General features: G+C 69.7%; 13 protein-coding genes and 1 other RNA gene. 7 read left to right on the top strand and 7 right to left on the bottom strand.

The features are described 5' to 3' along the window. Positions 1 to 19: 19 nt before the first annotated feature. From glnA to BST11_RS08935, 3 genes are all read right to left on the bottom strand, one after another. Positions 20 to 1360, bottom strand: a complete 1341-nt coding sequence (gene glnA / locus BST11_RS08945; protein WP_083137557.1) for a type I glutamate--ammonia ligase — start codon at positions 1358 to 1360, stop codon at positions 20 to 22. Between the two features lie 79 nt (positions 1361 to 1439). Then, positions 1440 to 2996, bottom strand: a complete 1557-nt coding sequence (locus tag BST11_RS08940; RefSeq protein ID WP_142276251.1) for an alpha/beta hydrolase — start codon at positions 2994 to 2996, stop codon at positions 1440 to 1442. Positions 2997 to 3138: 142 nt separating this feature from the next. Then, positions 3139 to 4701 carry an alpha/beta hydrolase gene (locus BST11_RS08935; protein ID WP_142276250.1) on the bottom strand — a complete coding sequence of 521 codons (1563 nt, stop codon included), beginning with the start codon at positions 4699 to 4701 and terminating at the stop codon, positions 3139 to 3141. 222 nt (positions 4702 to 4923) lie between these two features. Here BST11_RS08935 and panB point away from each other — a divergent pair, with 222 nt between their 5' ends. From panB to BST11_RS08920, 3 genes are all read left to right on the top strand, one after another. Beyond that, the gene (gene panB, locus BST11_RS08930; RefSeq protein ID WP_083137554.1) at positions 4924 to 5769 is read left to right on the top strand and encodes a 3-methyl-2-oxobutanoate hydroxymethyltransferase; all 846 of its coding nucleotides are present in this window, start codon (positions 4924 to 4926) and stop codon (positions 5767 to 5769) included. Between the two features lie 123 nt (positions 5770 to 5892). Further along, positions 5893 to 7050, top strand: a complete 1158-nt coding sequence (locus tag BST11_RS08925; protein ID WP_083137553.1) for a glycoside hydrolase 5 family protein — start codon at positions 5893 to 5895, stop codon at positions 7048 to 7050. A gap of 16 nt (positions 7051 to 7066) precedes the next feature. After that, positions 7067 to 8554: a CYTH and CHAD domain-containing protein gene (locus BST11_RS08920; RefSeq protein ID WP_083137552.1), complete on the top strand. Its 1488-nt coding sequence runs from the start codon at positions 7067 to 7069 to the stop codon at positions 8552 to 8554. 278 nt (positions 8555 to 8832) lie between these two features. Here the strand turns inward: BST11_RS08920 and BST11_RS08915 are convergent, their stop codons facing one another. Both BST11_RS08915 and rnpB read right to left on the bottom strand, forming a co-directional pair. Next, entirely contained in the window at positions 8833 to 9393 is a 561-nt protein-coding gene (locus BST11_RS08915) for a hypothetical protein (protein ID WP_083137551.1), read from the bottom strand. A gap of 368 nt (positions 9394 to 9761) precedes the next feature. After that, an RNA gene (gene rnpB / locus BST11_RS08905) (RNase P RNA component class A) lies at positions 9762 to 10162 on the bottom strand. A gap of 109 nt (positions 10163 to 10271) precedes the next feature. On the opposite strand from rnpB, the gene BST11_RS08900 reads away from it, so the two are divergent. Together BST11_RS08900 and BST11_RS08895 are read left to right on the top strand one after the other, a co-directional pair. Continuing rightward, on the top strand, positions 10272 to 11444 hold the full coding sequence (locus BST11_RS08900; RefSeq protein ID WP_083137549.1) for a cytochrome P450: 1173 nt from the start codon (positions 10272 to 10274) through the stop codon (positions 11442 to 11444). Beyond that, a complete protein-coding gene (locus tag BST11_RS08895) occupies positions 11441 to 11635 on the top strand; it encodes a ferredoxin (RefSeq protein WP_083137548.1) in 195 nt (64 codons plus the stop codon). Before BST11_RS08900 ends, BST11_RS08895 begins: the two co-directional genes overlap by 4 nt. Before the next feature lie 4 nt (positions 11636 to 11639). On the opposite strand, the gene BST11_RS08890 is transcribed toward BST11_RS08895, so the two are convergent. Further along, positions 11640 to 12731: a Zn-dependent alcohol dehydrogenase gene (locus BST11_RS08890; RefSeq protein ID WP_083137547.1), complete on the bottom strand. Its 1092-nt coding sequence runs from the start codon at positions 12729 to 12731 to the stop codon at positions 11640 to 11642. Between the two features lie 58 nt (positions 12732 to 12789). Here BST11_RS08890 and BST11_RS08885 point away from each other — a divergent pair, with 58 nt between their 5' ends. Continuing rightward, positions 12790 to 14289, top strand: a complete 1500-nt coding sequence (locus BST11_RS08885) for an aldehyde dehydrogenase family protein (RefSeq protein WP_158086774.1) — start codon at positions 12790 to 12792, stop codon at positions 14287 to 14289. A 44-nt stretch (positions 14290 to 14333) separates the two neighbouring features. Here BST11_RS08885 and BST11_RS08880 read toward each other — a convergent pair whose 3' ends face one another. Continuing rightward, on the bottom strand, positions 14334 to 16943 hold the full coding sequence (locus BST11_RS08880; RefSeq protein WP_083137581.1) for a flavin-containing monooxygenase: 2610 nt from the start codon (positions 16941 to 16943) through the stop codon (positions 14334 to 14336). Positions 16944 to 17177: 234 nt separating this feature from the next. Here BST11_RS08880 and BST11_RS08875 point away from each other — a divergent pair, with 234 nt between their 5' ends. After that, complete coding sequence (locus tag BST11_RS08875; protein WP_083137545.1) at positions 17178 to 18416, top strand: cytochrome P450; 1239 nt, start codon at positions 17178 to 17180, stop codon at positions 18414 to 18416. Positions 18417 to 18530: the final 114 nt, after the last annotated feature.

Raw genomic sequence — 18530 nt, 5'->3', positions numbered from 1 at the left:
GCCGGCCGGACCGAGTGCGCTACAGCGCTAGATAGGTCCTCAGCTCGTAGGGGGTCACGTGGCTGCGGTAGTTCGCCCACTCGGCGCGCTTGTTGCGCAGGAAGAAGTCAAACACGTGCTCCCCCAACGTTTCCGCGACGAGCTCGGAGGCCTCCATCGCCTTGAGCGCGCTGTCGAGGCTGGTGGGCAGCTCGCGGTAGCCCATCGTGAGGCGTTCCTCGGGCGTGAGGTCCCAGACGTTGTCCTCGGCCTGCGGCCCCAGCACGTAGCCCTTCTCCACGCCGCGCAGCCCGGCGGCCAGCAGCACCGCGAACGTCAGGTACGGGTTGCACGCCGAGTCGGGGCTGCGCACCTCGATCCGCCGCGACGACGTCTTGTGCGGCGTGTACATCGGCACCCGCACCAAGGCCGACCGGTTGGCCGCCCCCCACGACGCTGCCGTCGGCGCCTCGCCGCCGACCACCAACCGCTTGTAGGAGTTGACCCATTGGTTGGTGACCGCGCTGATCTCCGAGGCGTGCTCGAGGATCCCGGCGATGAACGACTTGCCCACATCCGAGAGCTGCAGCGGGTCGTCGGCGCTGTGGAAGGCGTTGACGTCGCCCTCGAACAGGCTCATGTGGGTGTGCATGGCCGAGCCGGGGTGCTCGGCGAACGGCTTGGGCATGAACGACGCGCGCGCGCCGTTCTCGATCGCGACCTCCTTGATGACGTAGCGGAATGTCATCACGTTGTCGGCCATCGACAGCGCATCGGCGAAGCGCAGGTCGATCTCCTGCTGGCCGGGCGCGCCCTCGTGGTGGCTGAACTCGACCGAGATCCCCATGGATTCCAGGGACTCGATCGCGTGGCGGCGGAAGTTCGAGGCCGAGTCGTGCACGGCCTGGTCGAAATAGCCGGCGCTGTCGACGGGCACCGGCGGCGACCCGTCGTCGGCGCCGGGCTTGAGCAGGAAGAACTCGATCTCGGGATGCACGTAGCAGGAAAAGCCGAGGTCGTTGGCCTTTTGCAGCTGGCGGCGCAGCACGTGGCGCGGGTCGGCCCACGACGGCGAGCCGTCGGGCATGGTGATGTCGCAGAACATCCGCGCGGAGTGGTGGTGGCCCGAACTGGTGGCCCAGGGCAGCACCTGGAACGTCGACGGGTCGGGGTGGGCCACGGTGTCGGATTCCGACACCCGGGCGAAGCCCTCGATCGACGATCCGTCGAAGCCGATCCCCTCCTCGAAGGCGCCTTCGAGTTCGGCCGGGGCGATGGCCACCGACTTGAGGTAGCCGAGCACATCGGTGAACCAGAGCCGAACGAAGTGGATGTCCCGCTCCTCGAGGGTGCGGAGGACGAATTCCTTCTGGCGATCCATGACCCGACAGTAGGCAACGCCTGTTAAATCCGTGTTACCGACTCCCGGTCAGAACCGTTGCCGTCCCCCGAACCGGCCGCTAGGAACGGCACCGCAGAGCCGGCGGCAACGCCCCGGCGACCAGGTAACGCACCACCGCGGTGTCCACGCACTGGTCGCCGTTGAACACCGCCGTGTGCTGCGTGCCGTCGTAGGTGATCAGCGGCGCGCCCAGCTGGCGGGCCAGGTTGACGCCGGCCTGGTACGGCGTGGCCGGGTCGTGCGTGGTGGAGACGACGACGGCCTTGCCCGGCGGGGCGGGCGGCGCGGGGTGCGGTCGCGACGTGGCGGGCACCGGCCACAGCGCGCAAAGGTCGCGGGGGGCATTGCCGGTGAATTGGCCGTAGCTCAGGAACGGGGCGACCTGGCGCATCTTCTGATCCGCGGACACCCACGTCGCCTGATCCGTCGGCGTCGGCGCGTCGACGCACCGCACCGCGTTGAACGCGTCCTGGTCGTTGCCGTAGTGCCCGTTCTTGTCGCGGCCTTCGTAATCGTCGGCCAGCAACAGCAGGTCGTCGGCGCCGGTGCCGCGCTGCAGCCCGAGCAGGCCGCTGGTCAGGTACTTCCAATGCGCCGGGGTGTAAAGCGCGTTGATGGTGCCGGTCGTCGCGTCGGCGTAGCTCAGGCCGCGCGGATCCGACGTGCGGGCCGGTCTGGTGGCCAGCGGGTCGATCAGGGCGTGGTAGCGGTTGACGAACTGCGCCGGATCGGTGCCCAGCGGGCAGCCGGCCGAGCGGGCGCAGTCGGTGGCGTAGTCGTTGAAAGCCGTTTGGAAGCCGGCCATTTGGTTGATGTTTTCGGTGACCGGGTCCACGGTCGGGTCGATGGCGCCGTCGAGCACCATCGCGCGCACGTGGCTACCGAACCCCTCGAGGTAGGCGGTGCCCAGCTCGGTGCCGTAGCTGTAGCCGAGGTAGTTGATCTGGTCGTCGCCCAGCGCCTGGCGGACCGTGTCCATGTCGCGCGCGGCCGAGGCGGTGCCGACGTTGGCCAAGAACCCGCTGCCCATCCGGGTCGCGCACTCCTGGGCCAGTTGCTGGTAGAGCTGCTCGATGTGCGCCACGCCGGCCGGGCTGTAGTCGACCATCGGCTCGCGCCGGAAGGCGTCGAATTCGGCGTCGGTGCGGCAGCGCACCTGCGGCGTCGAGTGGCCCACGCCGCGCGGGTCGAACCCGACGAGGTCGAAGCTGCGGCCGATGTCGGTGTCTTCCAGGTCCGGCGCCATGCCGGCGACCATGTCGACCGCCGACGCGCCCGGACCGCCCGGGTTGATGAACAGCGCTCCCATCCGCCGGCCGGTCGCGGGCACCCGGATGACCGCCAGCTTGGCTTGCGCGCCACCGGGATTGGCGTAGTCGACCGGGACGGAAACGGTGGTGCACTGTGCGGTGGGGAGGTCGCTGGTGTCGGTCAGCAACTGGTTGCAGCTGCCCCAGTTCTGCGGCCGCGCCGCCGCGGCCGGCGGGGCCGGGCTCGGGGTCTGGCCGGCACCGGGTTCCGGCGTCGCGGCGGCAACCGGCGATTGGCCCGCGACCAGCAGCCCGAACGAAACCAGCGCCGAGCTCATCGGTCTCAGGCGCGACATGGCTGTCAATGTTGGCAGGCGTGCATACCCGTCACGGCGCGAAATGGTCACGCCTTGGTCTCGGCCCGACCTTTCGCCGAGCGTGCACCCGGCGCGAAAACCGGGCCGGAAATTCGCAACCCGTGCACGTTCGGGATGGGGCGAACGCGCGCTAGCACTTGGCGCCGCTGGGCGGCGTGTCGCCACCGATCAGGTACTCGGTCACGTAGTCGTCGATGCAGCTGTCGCCCTGGAAGACCACCGTGTGCTGGGTTCCGTCGAACGTCAGCAGCGCACCGCGAAGCTCGTTCGCCAAATCGACGCCGGCCTTGTACGGCGTCGCCGGGTCGTGCGTGGTCGACACCACCACCGTCGGGGCCAGGCCCGGCGCCGAGATCGGGTGCGGCTTGCTGCTGGGCGGCACCGGCCAGAAGGCGCAGGTGCCCAGCGGCGCGTTCCCGGTGAACTGCCCGTAGCTCATGAACGGCGCGATCTCGCGCGACCGGCGGTCTTCGTCGATCACCTTGGCGCGGTCCGTAATCGGGGGCTGGTCAACGCAATTGATCGCCACCCGCGCGTCGGTGGCGTTGGTGTAGTGGCCGTGCGGGTCGCGGCGCATGTACATGTCGGCCAGCGCGAGCATCGTGTCGCCGTGGCCGTCGACCAACTCCGACAGGCCGTCGGTCAGGTGGTGCCACAGCGACGGCGAGTACAGCGCCATGATGGTGCCCACGATGGCGTCGCTGTAGCTCAAGCCGCGCGGGTCCTTCGTGGGCGCCGGCCTGCCGACCATCGGGTTGTTCGGGTCGACCAGTGGGTCGACCAGGCTGTGGTAGACGTCGACGGCCTTGGCCGGGTCGGTGCCCAGCGGGCAGGTCGGCTGCTTGGCGCAGTCCGCGGCGAAGTGGTCGAAGGCATCCTGAAATCCCTTGGCCTGCCGCAGGTCCGCCTCGACCTGGTCGGCGTTGGGGTCGACGGCGCCGTCGAGGATCATCGCGCGCACGTTCGTGGGGTAGGCCTCCGCGTAGGCGGCGCCGATGCGAGTGCCGTACGAGTAGCCGAGGTAGGTCAGCTTGTCGTCGCCCAGCGCCGCGCGGATGGCGTCGAGGTCGCGCGCGACGTTGACCGTCCCCGCGTTCGCCAGAAAGTTCTTGCCCATCTTGTCCACACAGCGGGCGACGAACTGCTTGGTCTCGTCCTCCATGTGGGCCACGCCCGCTGGGCTGTAGTCGACGTTCGGCTCGGTGCGCAGGCGGTCGTTGTCGGCGTCGGAGTTGCACCAGATGGCCGGCCGCGACGAGCCCACCCCGCGCGGGTCGAAGCCGACGAGGTCGAACCGGTCGCGGATGCGTTTGGGCAAACTCTGCACGACGCTCAGCGCGGCGTCGATGCCGGACTCGCCGGGCCCGCCCGGGTTGATCACCAGCGAGCCGATTTTGTCGCCCGTGGCGGGAAACCGGATCATCGCCAGGGCCGCGACCTCGCCGTCGAGATGGTCGTAGTCGACGGGCACGGCCAGCTTGGCGCACATCGCGCCGCCGGGGATCTTGGCCTTGGGGTTGGACGAGCGGCAGGGCGTCCATTCGACCGCCTGACCCAGCTTGGGCCCCTTCATGACGGCCCGCCCGGTGACGACGCGCAGGCAGCCGGCCACCAGCAGCGCCACGGCAGCGATCACGGTCCAGATCAGCAGCGCGCGCGCGAACTTCTCACGACGAGACGGCCCCATGCCCACCTATGCTGCCAGAGCCGTCCTGAGATTCTGATTAACGGGCTGACCCCGGTCGCCGCCGGTCCGGCGGGCAAAATGCTATGGCTCACGCCACACCCCGGTGCAATTGCGCAAAGCGGATGGCAGAATGGCTCGAGTCAGACGAACCCGGGGACCCGCCCAGGATTTCACACCTCAAGGGCCACGAGGATCGACCCGACCACCACAGGGACAGTGATGTCTGAGATGTCTGAGCAGAATGTCTACGGCGCCGAGCCGTCCGCACGCGCCAAGCCGCCGACCAAGATCCGCACCCACCACCTGCAGAAAATGAAGGCCGAGGGCCACAAGTGGGGCATGCTCACGGCCTACGACTATTCGACGGCCCGGATCTTCGACGAGGCCGGAATCCCGGTGCTGCTGGTCGGTGACTCGGCCGCCAACGTCGTGTACGGCTACGACACCACCGTGCCCGTCTCGATCGACGAACTCATCCCGCTGGTGCGCGGTGTGGTGCGCGGCGCCGAGCACGCCATGGTCGTCGCCGACCTGCCGTTCGGCAGCTACGAGCCCGGCCCGGCGGCCGCGCTGGCTTCCGCCACCCGGTTCATGAAGGAGGGCGGCGCGCATGCCGTCAAGCTCGAGGGCGGTGAGCGGGTCGCCGAACAGATCGCCTGCCTGACCGCGGCGGGCATCCCCGTCATGGCGCACATCGGCTTCACCCCGCAGAGCGTGAACAGCCTCGGGGGCTTCCGGGTGCAGGGCCGCGGCGACGCCGCGGAACAGACCATCGCCGACGCGATCGCCGTCGCGGAGGCGGGGGCGTTCTCCGTCGTGATGGAAATGGTGCCCGCCGAGCTGGCCACCCAGATCACCGGCAAGCTGACGATCCCGACCATCGGGATCGGGGCCGGCCCCAACTGCGACGCCCAGGTGCTGGTCTGGCAGGACATGGCGGGCCTGAGCGCCGGCAAGCCCGCCCGCTTCGTCAAGCGGTTCGCCGACATCGGCGCCGAGTTGCGCCGGGCCGCAGTGCAATACGCCGAAGAGGTGGCCGGCGGCACCTTCCCCGGCGAGGAGCACTGCTTCTAGGGGGCTCCCAGGGGCGAGGCAAAAGTTTGCTGAAAACCCTGAAAACCGTTGTGTGACACGGTGGTACGATTGTCCTGTAGGCAATCGTGAATCGTGAGCGGGGGTGGCTTCTTGCACCGCCCTGTGCCCCGCCGAACGGTGTTGAAGCTGCCGCTGCTGTTGGCAGGAGGTGCCGCCCTGGCCCGAGCACCGCGCGCCGCCGCGGGGGCGCCGGAATCAAGCCGGTGGTCGCCCGAGCGCGCCAACCGGTGGTACCAGGCGCAGGGCTGGCTCGTCGGCGCCAACTACATCACGTCGAGCGCCATCAATCAGCTGGAGATGTTCCAGCCCGACACCTACGACCCCCGGCGCATCGACACCGAGCTCGGCTGGGCCCAGTTGCACGGCTTCAACACTCTGCGGGTCTTCCTGCACGATCAGCTGTGGACCGAGGATTCCCGGGGATTCCACGACCGGCTGGGGCAGTTCGTCGACATCGCGGCGTGCCGCGGCATCAAGCCCCTGTTCGTCTTCTTCGACTCGTGCTGGGATCCGTTCCCGCGAGCGGGCAGGCAGCGCGAACCGCGGCCCGGTGTGCACAACTCCGGGTGGGTGCAGAGCCCGGGCGCCGAACGCCTGGGTGACCCCGGCTACGTGCGGACCCTGCGCGGCTACGTCACGGCGGTGCTGACCCAATTCCGCGACGACGACCGCGTTTTGGGATGGGACCTGTGGAACGAGCCCGACAACCCGTCGCACCACTACCGCTCGGTCGAGCGGCCCGACAAGCTCAACCTCGTCGCGGACCTGCTGCCGCAGGTGTTCGCGTGGGCGCGCGCGGTCAATCCCCGGCAGCCCCTGACGAGCGGCGTGTGGGAGGGCGAGGAGGCGGACTCCGACCTGCGCGCCACGATCAGCGGCATTCAGCTCGACAACTCCGACATCATCACGTTCCACTCCTACGGCGAGCCCGCCGAGTTCGAGGAGCGCATCGAGGAGCTCGGGTCGCACGGGCGACCGATCCTGTGCACCGAGTACCTGGCCCGGACCCTGGGCAGCACCGTCGAGGGCATCCTGCCAATCGCCAAGGCGCGTAACGTCGGTGCGCTCAACTGGGGGCTGGTCGCGGGCAAGACGCAGACGTACTTTCCCTGGGACTCGTGGGACCACCCCGACCCCAGGCCCCCGGGCGTGTGGTTCCACGACCTGCTGGAACCCGACGGCCGCCCCTACCGGGACAGCGAGACGCAGACGATCAGCCAGCTGACGGGCGTGGCGATGCATCTCAACCCGTCGCCATAGGTGGGTGTGGCAGGCTATGCCTGTGAAAGCGCCGAAAACCTCCCGTCATGTGGAGGTGGAGCGCAAGTTCGACGTCGTGGAGTCCACGGTCTCACCCTCGTTCGAGGGCATCGCCGCGGTCGCGCACGTGGAGAGGGCGCCGGCCGAATCGCTGGACGCGACCTACTACGACACCGCGGCGCAGGACCTGGCGCGCAACAGGATCACGTTGCGGCGCCGCACCGGTGGCCACGACGCGGGCTGGCACCTGAAGCTGCCCGCCGGGCCCGACGCGCGCACCGAGGTCCGCGCGCCGCTGGACACCGCGAAGCACGGCCCGCAAGACGGCGTGCCGGACGAACTGCGGGACATCGTGCTGGCCGTGGTGCGCGACCGCCCGCTCGAACCCGTCGCGCGCATCAGCACCGACCGCGAGACCCAGGTGCTGTACGGCGCCGACGGGGCCGCGCTGGCCGAGTTCAGCAACGACCGCGTCACCGCGTGGGCCGCCGGGGATCCCTCCGCGGCCGAACAACAGTGGCGCGAGTGGGAACTCGAGCTCACCAACGGGACCGCCGACACCGAGCTGTTGGACCGGTTGAGCAACCGGCTGCTCGACGCCGGCGCCGTGCCGGCCGGCCACGCCTCCAAGCTGGCGCGGGTGCTCGGGGCGCGGGTTGCGCCCGACGGGACGCGGCCGCCGGCGGACCCGATCCACCGCGCGGTGGCCGAGCAGGTCGGCGAGCTGCTGGTGTGGGATCGGGGCGTGCGGGCCGACGCCGACGACGCCGTGCACCAGATGCGGGTGACCATCCGCAAGATCCGCAGCCTGGTGGCCGAGGCGCCGGACGCCCCGCACAACGCCTGGCTCCTCGACGAGCTGCGCGAGCTCGCCAACGTGCTGGGCGCGGCCCGCGACGCGGAGGTGCTCGCCGAGCGCTACCGCCGGGCGCTGGACGCGCTGCCGCCCGAACTGGTGCGCGGCCGCGTCCGCGAACGCCTGGTCGAGGGGGCGCGGCGCCGCTACCGGACCGGGCTGCGGCGGTCGCTGATCGCGATGCGCTCGCAGCGCTACCTTCGCCTGCTCGACGCCCTCGACGCGTGGGTGGCCGAAATCCCCGCTCCGGGCGGCCAGCCCGCGCCGCCGGTCACGATCGACGCCGCCTACCGCAAGGTCCGTGCGGCCGCGAAGGCCGCCGCCCGGGTGGAACCGGGCGCCGAGCACGAACGCGATCAGGCGCTGCACCGGATCCGCAAGCGCGCCAAGCGGCTTCGCTACACCGCGGCGGCCACCGGCGCGGAGCGGGTGTCCGAGCAGGCGAAGGCCATCCAGACGCTGCTCGGCGACCATCAGGACAGCGTCGTCAGCCGCGAACACCTGATTCACCAGGCCGAGGCCGCGCGAGCCGCCGGCGAGGACACCTTCACCTACGGCCTGCTCTACCAGCGGGAGGCCGACCTGGCCGAGCGGTGCCGCGGCCAGCTGCGCGGCGCCCTGCGCCAGCTGGCCAAGGCCGTCCGCTGACCGGCGCGAGCAGACGCAAAAGCATCTAAATCGTCGGCGTGTCGGGGCTTTTGCATCTGCTCGGCAGAAGGCTGGGGCGGACGGGTTGGCCTGTAAGCCGGAGTCTGATATCGGGGCGTGTGCACCGTGTGCTGTGTTGGCCGTGTCAGAACTGTGCTGGTCACAGGGTTGGTTGTGTTGACTAATAACGGTCGCCGCTAATTGTGCTGCGGACTGGCCGCGGACTGATCGCGGAGAAGCTCGCCCGGCGACTCGGCGAGGTCGGGGGGTGAATCGCGCTAGTTTGTCTGCGCCTGCGTTCCGACGCCGCCCTGACGCAAGAAGTTCAGGGTGTAGCCCTGGTATGTCAGAGTTTCGGGATCAAGTCCGATGATTTCTAGGAACGGGTACCACTCTCGGGAATCGACGAACCAGTCCCAGCGAGTGATATGCCCTTGCTCGTTGGTCCAGACATAGTCCCACTCGTGCAGTTCTAAGACCGTGCCGTCGGTCAGGGCGCCTGCATACGTATCGCGCATTGCGAATCCCCATTCGGCCGGGGTGCAGTCGAACGGGGTCACGATCCGGAAGTCTGGAATGTGCTTCCACCACATACGGAATTCGGGAGTGAGCATGTCACCGTCCGGGGCGTGCTCGGCCATGGCAGCCGCCAGTTCCTCTGAAAAGAGGTCGGCCATCGGTTGCGCGACGCCACCGTTGAACAAGGGGCACATCATGACGGCGTCCGGTGCATAGATCCACTCGTCTCCGTAAGTTACGTAGTTGGTTTCGGTCGCCTTCGCATAAGCCTCCCACTTAGCGTGGGCCATTCTTTGGTGCAGAGCCACTCGATCAGTCACTGAGCCGCCTTCGCCTAGTCGGGACGGTTTTAGGAAGTGTAAATGGCGTTGTCGAATCTAGAGAGTGTTTGTTCTCGTTCGAGACGGCCGCAGCTCGGCCGACGGAAGCAGGTCGATCGCGAACGCCACCGTCGGTGTCGCCTCGGCAGAGCTTCGGCAACTGGTCGATTTCGGACGGAGGCGCGTCTCGGCCACGCCAACGCGGTCGAGACGCTGGACACCTACAGCCATCTGTGGCCCGATTCCGACGATCGCACTCGGGACGCGATCGACTCGGTGCCGGGGTCGTCGGCGGGTGATCGCGCTGCGGACCAGCTGCGGACTGTAGAAAGACGAACCCCCTGAACATGCAGTTCAGGGGGCTGGGGCGGACGAGTTGGCCTGTAAGCCGGATTCTGTTCCCCGCCGCCGCGGCGTGAGCAACGGCGGCGGAGCGGCGACCATCCATCTGGACACACCGTTGCCGGGTGCCTCGAGCGGCCTACCCGCAGGCTCGGGCGAGCAACCCTCGGGCGCCTGCGCGGCCGCACCGGGTGCGGCCTTCTTGGCCTTGCTTCGGGTGGGGTTTGCCTAGCCACCCCGGTCACCCGGAGTGCTGGTGCGCTCTTACCGCACCGTTTCACCCTTACCACCGCGAGGGTGGCGGTCTGTTTTCTGTGGCACTTTCCCGCGAGTCACCTCGGATTGCCGTTAGCAATCACCCTGCTCTGTGAAGTCCGGACTTTCCTCGAACCGCCTCGCGGCGGTCCGCGGCCGCCCGGCCAACTCGTCCGCGACGCTCCACGGTACTCGCCGCGCAATCCGCTGACCAGCGCTATTGACTACCCAGCAATTAACTAATCATTGCTAAATAAACATGTTGGTGCGACGCTGACGGCATGACAGATACGGAAAACTTTGTCGACCAGGCGATGATGGGCCTCGCCGAGCCGCAACCGATGTACAAGGCGCTGCGCGAATCGACCCCGGTGTTCCGGTCGCCGCAGGCGGTAGTGCTGAGCCGCCTCACCGACATCGAAATGGCCCTCAAGCACACCGAGCTGTTCTCGTCGAACATGGACGCCGTCGACCTCGGCAACGTGCGTCCCCTCATCCCCCTGCAGGTCGACCCGCCCGAACACGCGAAGTACCGGCGCATCCTCGACCCGCTGTTCACCCCGCGCGAGATGGCCCGGCGCGAACCCCGCGTCACCGAGCTGGTCAACGAGATGATCGACAGCTTCGCCGGCCGCGGCGAATGCGACTTCCACGAGGAGTTCGCCGTGCCGCTGCCCTGCACCGTCTTCCTGCAGCTGCTCGGGCTGCCGCTGGAGCACCTGGACCAGTTCCTGGTCTGGAAGGACGGGGTGATCCGCCCGGAGGTCGAACCCGGCGACTTCGAGGCCCGCCATGAGGCGTCGGCGGGTGTGGCGCAGCAGATCTACGACTACTTCGAGCGCGCCATCGACGACCACATCGCCTGCCCGCGCGACGACGTGCTGTCCGCGATGATCGCGGCCAGAATCGAGGGCCAACCGTTGTCGCGCGAGGAGTTGCTCGACATCTGCTTCTTGTTCCTCATCGCGGGGCTGGACACGGTCACCGACTCGCTCGACTGCTTCTTCGTCTACCTGGCGCGCCACCCCGAACACCGACACCAGCTCATCGAGCAGCCCGACATCCTGCCCAGCGCCATCGAGGAGCTGTTGCGCTGGGAGACGCCGGTGCCCGGCGTGGCCCGCGTCGCCCTGCAGGACACCGAGGTCGGCGGGTGTCCCATCAGCAAGGGCGAACGCGTCAGCCCGCTGCTCGGCGCGGCCAACACCGACCCCGCCGAATTCCCCGACCCCGAGCTGGTCGACTTCGCCCGCAGCCCCAACCGCCACCGCGCGTTCGGCGGCGGGCCGCACCGCTGCCTCGGGTCGCACCTGGCCCGCATGGAGCTGCGGGTCGCGATGCGCGAATTCCACCGGCGCATACCGGATTACGAGATCAAGCCCGGCACCCAGCTGACGTACACCGCGGCGCTGCGATCGGTGGAGTCGCTGCCGCTGGTGTTCCCGGTGTCGTGACGCGCGTAGTCGTCGACCCCGACCGCTGCACCGGGCACGGCCGCTGCTACACCCTGGCGCCGGGCGTCTACGACGCCGACGAGCTGGGCCACTGCGTCGTCCTGCACGAGGAGGTCTCGGGCGAGCTGGAGGCGCAGGCCGTCATCGGCGAGCAGAACTGCCCCGAGAGGGCAATCACCCTGTCCCGCTGAGGATTCAGGCGAAGCAGACGACGCTGCGCGCGCCGCGCCCGGCGGTCATGTCGGCGAAGGCCGCCTCGACGTCGTCGATGCCGATGCGCCGCGTCACCAGGGCTTCGAGGTCCAGCCGGCCGCGCTGCGCCATCTCGGCGAGGACCGGAATGTCGCGCGCGGGGTCGCTGGCGCCGTAGACGCTGCCCTGGACGGTCTTGCCGTCGGCCATCAACGACAGCGCGGGAAACGCCACCTCCTCGTCGATCCCGGCCGCTCCCACCAGGGTGACCTTGCCGCCGCGGCGGGTGGCCTCATACGCCGCGCGGATGGTGGCCGGCTTGCCGACCACCTCGATGCCGTGGTCGACGCCCGCGCCCCCGGTGAGGTCGCGCACCACCGCGACGAGGTCGACCTCGCCGGCGTCGACGGTATCGGTGGCGCCGTTGGCCACCGCCGCGGGAAGTTGGCCCGCCGCCCGATCGGCGGCGATGATCCGCCCCGCGCCGGCCAGTCGCGCCCCCTGGATCGCGGCCAAACCAACACCGCCGCAACCGATCACGAGCACGCTCTCCCCGGGGCGCACGGCGGCCGTGCGCATCACCGCGCCGACCCCGGTGGTGACCCCGCAGCCCAGCAGCGCGGCGAGGTCGAACGGCAGCGACTCGTCGACCGGCACCACCGCCGCGGCGGGCAGCAGCGTCTCTTCGGCCAGCGACCCGACGCCCATTCCCGGCCACACCGGGCCGCCGTCGCCCTCGGCGTACGGGGCGCCGTAGGCGTGGTCGTAGCCGTGCGCGCACAGCTGCGCCTCGCCGCGCAGGCAATGCGGGCACGCGCGGCACGGCACGTTCCAGGTCAGCACGACGTGGTCGCCGGGGCCGACCGTGGTGACGGCGGCGCCGACCTCGGCGACGACGCCGGCACCCTCGTGCCCGAGCGTCGACGGCAGCAAAGTCGGGATGGACCCGTCGCGCAGCGACAGGTCGCTGTGGCAGACGCCGCTGGCACACAGGCGCACGCGCACCTCGTCGTCCCGGAGCGGCCGCAGGGCGAGCTCCTCCACGGCCGTGGGCCGGCCGACCTCGCGTAGGACTACAGCTTTTACCGCCCTCATGAGCCCTCCTCACGCCTTACGATGGCGGGGCAACCGCACCGGGTCAAGGGAGACGGTCATGACGGGATCAACGACGATCACGCAAGCAACCCGAGCCGCCGACGATCAGGCGGTGCTCACGATCGGCGGCCGGCCGCAGCCCGGCGCCGCCGGGACCTACCCGGTGCACAACCCGGCGCGGCCGTCCGAGATCGTCGGGCACGCGCCCGCCGCCGATGCCGCCCAGCTCGACGCCGCGGTGGCGGCGGCACGGCGGGCGGCGCCGGGGTGGCGGGCGCTCGGCGTCGCGGAGCGGGTCGCCGCCGTCTCGGCGGCCGCGGCCACGGCCGCCGAACGGCTGACCGCCGGCGACGGCCCGCGGCTCTACACCCGCGAGCACGGCAAGGTGCTCGGCGAGGCGACCTTCGAGATCTCCACCGGACCCAGCCTGGCCGCGCTGATCGGGTCGATGGCCGAGGCCGCGGTGGCGCCCGAGCAGGTCGACCCGGCATCGACCTATCCGCGGCTGCACCGCGAGCCGTTCGGGGTGGCCGCGCTGGTATTGCCGTTCAACTGGCCGCTGGCGCTGACGATGACGAAGCTGGCGTCGGCGCTGAGCGCCGGCAACACCGCCGTCGTCAAGGTCCCGCCGACCTGTCCGCTGGCGGCGCTGCGGCTGGCCGGGGCGCTGGCCGCGGCGCTGCCGCCGGGCGTGGTCAACGTCGTGTCCGGCCCGGGCAGCGAGCTCGCCCGGGCGCTGGTCACCCATCCGGGCATCGACCTCATCTCGCTGACCGGCGGCGTGGCCACCGGGCGCGCCGTCATGGCGGCCGCCGCGGCGCGCCTCACCCCGGTGCTGCTCGAGCTCGGCGGCAACGACGCCGCGATCATCGCCCCGGACATCGCGGTCACCGACGAGCTGGTCGACCGGCTGGTCACCGCGACCTACACCACCGGCGGTCAGGTGTGCATGGCGATCAAGCGGCTGTATGCGCCCGCGGCGCGGGTCGGCGAGCTGGCCGACGCGGTCGTCGCGCGCTGTGAGCGGGAGGTGGTCGGCGACGGCCTCGCCGAGGACACCACGCTCGGGCCGCTGCACACCGCCACCGGGCGCAACCGGGTCGCCGAGCTGGTCGTCGACGCCCAAGCGAGCGGCGCCTCGGTGCGCACCGCCGGGCGCATCCGCTCGGCGGACGAGGACGCCGGCGGATACTTCGTGCTGCCGACGGTGGTCACCGGCCTGGCGCCGGACTCGCGGCTGGCCGCCGAGGAGCAGTTCGGCCCGGTGCTGCCGATCTTTGGCTACGAATCCATCGACGACGCCGTAACCGCCGCCAACGCAACGGAATTCGGTCTCACCGCGTCCGTCTGGACGGGCGACGACGCGCTCGCGGACCGGGTCACCGGCCAGCTCGTGGCGGGCACGGTCAGCGTCAACTGCCACGGCCTGGCCGCGCAGGACCCGCGCCTGCCGTTCGGCGGCTGCGGCCAGTCCGGGCTGGGCCGCGAGCTTGGCGTCGACGGGATCCGCGCGTTCACGCAGCCGCGGGCGTTCGTGCGCCATCCGGTGCCGGGCTGACTGCGGCCGGCGGAGTCATACCGGCGTGCACCGGGCTTCGCTCGTCAGGCGGGTTCGGGCGTTCGCGTCGGCGCCGCCACGAAGAACCCGCGCAGCGCTTCTGCCATCCGCGCGCGGATCGGCGCGCCCGAGAGGACCACGTCGACCATCGCGATCGATTGGTGGGTGTGGCCGCGCGCGCGGACATGCTCCGTCGGGACGCCCGCCGCGGCGAGCGCCGCGGCGTAGGCCGCACCGTCGTCACGCAGCGGGTCGAACTCGGCCGTCACCACGATGGCCGGCGGCAGCCCGGAGAGGTCGGCGGCACGTGACGGCGCGAAACGGGGATCGCCGCGATCCGCCGCGTCGATGTAGTGGTCGTAGAACCAGCGCATCAGGGGCGTCGTTAGGCCGTAGCCGTCGGCGTTCTCCGCGAAGGATGGCAGTGTCGTGTCGCCCGACGTGCACGGCATCAACAACACCTGCCCGATGATGTTCGGTCCACCCAGGTCCCGCGCCAGCCGGCACACCACCGCCGCGAGTCCACCGCCCGCGCTCCAGCCGCACACCGCAAGCTCACCCGGCCGGCCGCCCAGCGCCGCGGCGTTGTCGGCGACCCACCGCGCGGCGGCCAGCGCGTCGTCGACCGCCGCGGGGAATCGGTGCTCGGGCGCGTGCCGGTAGTCGACCGAGATGACGGTCGCGTCGCTGCGTACGCAAAGGTCCCGGCACAGCGGGTCGTCGGAAACGGCGTCGCCCAGAACGTAGCCGCCGCCGTGGAAGTACACCACGATCGGGTGCGGACCGGGCGTCGATGGCCGATACTGCCGGTACGCCAAATCGCCGGTGGCGCCGGGGAATACGCCGTCGATGATCTCGCCGACGTCCGGTCCTGGCGGCAGCGGTGCCAACATCTGCGCGTAGAACGCGCGCGCCTCCGGCACGGGCATCGATTCCATCGGCGGCGGGTTCAGCGCCGCCGCCTCCATGAGGACCATCTCGACGTCCGGCTGCAACCGGCGCACCACTCCGTCGTTGCACTGCGCGCCGCCCGGTCCACACAGCCTGAACCCCAGGTAATCGCGGGCGACCACCTCGTCGAGGCTGAGGCGGTAGAAGTCGACGCCCGCGCAGTAGGGCAGGAAATACCGGGGTTTGCCCGGGACATTGGCGCCCATATACCAGGAGTTCGCGGTCGGGTAGAGCGTGATGTCGGCGCAGTCGTTGACGTGTTGCGTCCACCCGGCCTCGGCCGCGTCGGTGGGCTCGATGACATCGAAGCTCGAGGCGCCCAAGTGATCGAGGCAGTCGAGCACCCAGTCCGCGTGCGTCTCGATCGACACGGCCATGTTCGACAGCACCGAAGGACTTCCGGGACCGGTGATGAAAAAGAGGTTTGGAAAGCCGACCGTGGTCAACCCCAGGTAGGTCTGCGGCCCGTGCACCCATTTGTCCTTCAGCGCCAGGCCATTTCGGCCCACGAAGTCGACGGCCGTGATCGCTCCGGTCACGGCATCGAAGCCGGTGGCGAAGACGATCGCATCGAAGGTGAACGACTCGTCGGCGGTATCGATGCCGGTCTCCGTGAGGTTTCGGATCGGTTGCTTGCGGACATTGACCAGGCGCACGTGCGGCAGGTTGAAGGTGGCGTAGTAATTCGTGTCCAGGCAGGGTCTTTTCGTCCCGATCGGGTGATCGGTGGGGCACAGCTCGGCCGCCGTCTGGGGATCGTGGACGATGGAGCGGATCTTGTTCCGGAAGAACTCGGCGAACTCGTGGTTGGCCGCGGGATTGCTCAGCACGTCGGCGAAAACGGTGAACGTCTCGAACAGCAGGCCGCTCTGCCAGGCGCGCTCGAAGCGCTCCTGGCGTTCGTCCTCCGAGACGCTGAATGTCTGGATCAGGCTGCGCTCCCCCGGAATGCCGCCCCACGACACTCGTGCCGCCGCCCGGTATTCCGCCTCATTGGCCAGTTGCGCAAGCTTCTCCGGCGACAGCGGACCATTGCGCGCCGGGATCGAGAAATTCGGGGTGCGCTGAAACACCACCAGCTCTCGCGCCTGCCGGGCGATCATCGGAATCGATTGAACGCCGGACGAACCCGTGCCGATCACCGCCACTCGCTTGTGGATGAAATCGACCGGTTCGTGCGGCCAGCGGCTGGTGAAGTAGACCTCGCCCGTGAACCGGTCGAGGCCGTCGACCTCGGCGTCCTTGGGCATGGACAAACAGCCCGTGGCCATCACGACGAAACGGGAGGTGACGTCCTCCCCGCGGTCGGTGCCGACGCGCCATAGCGAGGCGTCGTCGTCCCAGCGCGCCTGCCGAACCCGCGTCGAGAAGGTGATGTGGCGGCGCAGGTCGTGCTTGTCGGCGACGTGGTTCAAATAGCGCAGGATCTCCGGCTGGGTGGCGTACTTCTCCGACCACTGCCAGTCCCGCCGCCAGTCGGGATCGAAGCTGTACATGTAGTCGACGCTGGGCACGTCCACCCTGGCACCCGGATACCGGTTCCAGTACCACGTGCCGCCAAGGTCGTCGGCCGCCTCGAAGACCCGGAATCGGTACCCGGCGCGGCTCAACCGGTGGGTGAGGTAAAGGCCCGCGATACCCGCGCCCACGACGACGACGTCGACGTCGGGAGTCGGTCGGTCCGTCCCGTTGGTGTCGGTCATCGTCTGATCATCGCGCCGCGCGGCGCGGATGTCTTGCGTACCGCCGTACTTCATTTCCATGGTCGGAGCCGAGCGGGGCGATCGGCGGCGCGGGCACCGTCATTCGTCGCGTTCAGCGCGCGCCGACGGAAAGTGGGACCGAAAGTGGGGTAGTCGGCTACGCGTGTGACGCGGGGCGGCGCCGCCAAGACTTCGTGGTGAAAGCACGACACCGGCGATCTCTGGGGAGCCACCATGACCATCACGGTTGACGCGCCGATCTGCCCGAACGTGTTCGAAGCCGGCCTGCCGACGATCGACTACGAGCACTGCGAAAGCCCCGACGAGGCCCACGGCATCATCAGCGGGACCCGACGCCGGGCGTCGATCGCGATCGGCCCGCACGGGCCGGAGCTGCTGACCTATGAATTGGTGCGAAGCGTGTTGCGCGACCCGCGCTTCCGCGTGCCTCAGGGGATGTTCCTCGCGTCGCAGGGCATCACCGCCGGCCCGTTGTGGGAGCGGGTCGCGACGAACCTGATCAGTCTCGACGGCCCCGATCACCACCGGCTGCGCCGCCTGGTGTCCAAGGCCTTCACACCGCGGGCCACCGCACGGCTGCGCACCACCATCGTCGAGGTGATCACCGAGCTGGTGGATCGCCACACCGGCGCGGGGCGCTGTGAGGTGGTCACCGACATCGCCCGCCAATTCCCGGTCCCGATCATCTGCGCGCTGTTGGGCGCCCCGGCCGAGGATTGGAAGCTGTTCTCGGAGTGGACCGACGACATCTTCAAGGCCTTCAGCTGGGAGGTTGCCGCCCACCAGCGGGCCATCCTGGCGGCGTGGGACGAACTCGACGCCTACATCGACGACATGGTCGCGCAGCGGCGGCACACGCTGACCGACGACCTGATCTCCGAGCTGATCCGCGCCGAGGACAACGGCGATCGCCTCAGCGCCGACGACCTGCGGATGCTGGCGGCCGGCCTACTGATGGCCGGCACCGACACCACCCGCAACCAGCTGGCCGCCTCGGTGCAGGCGCTGGTCGACCACCCCGACCAGTGGGCCCTGCTGGCCGCGCGTCCCGAGCTGGCGGCCGGCGCGGTCGAGGAGACGATGCGGCATTCACCGATCGCGGCCGGCACCCTGCGCACCGCCCGCGAGGACGTCGAAATCGAAGGGGTGATGATCCCGGCCGGCACCCTGGTCATCGCCCACACGGGCGCCGCCAACCGCGACCCCGCCGTCTACGACGACCCGGACCGCCTCGACATCACCCGGGATGGAGCCCCGCCGATGCAAACGTTCGGCGCCGGCATGCACTATTGCCTCGGCGCGAACCTGGCCCGACTCGAGCTCGCCGAAGCGCTGACGGTCATGGCGCGGCGCATGCCCAATGCCCGCCGCACCGGCCCGGCCCCCTGGAAGCCGCTGACAGGGATAAGCGGACCGCTTACGCTGCCAATCGAATTCGACCCCGGGCATTGAACCGGCAGCGGCACATCCGTCACTCCAGCACCGTCAGCGGGCGGCCACCCTCTTCTCGAACTTGATAGCGGATGCGCTATCACTTTGCGGCGGCAGTCATGCCAAGCCCCGCGG

The organism is Mycobacterium alsense (genome assembly GCF_002086635.1).
In the GTDB taxonomy this organism is placed as follows: Bacteria; Actinomycetota; Actinomycetes; order Mycobacteriales; family Mycobacteriaceae; genus Mycobacterium; species Mycobacterium alsense.
This window is presented reverse-complemented; position numbering and strand designations above follow the sequence as displayed.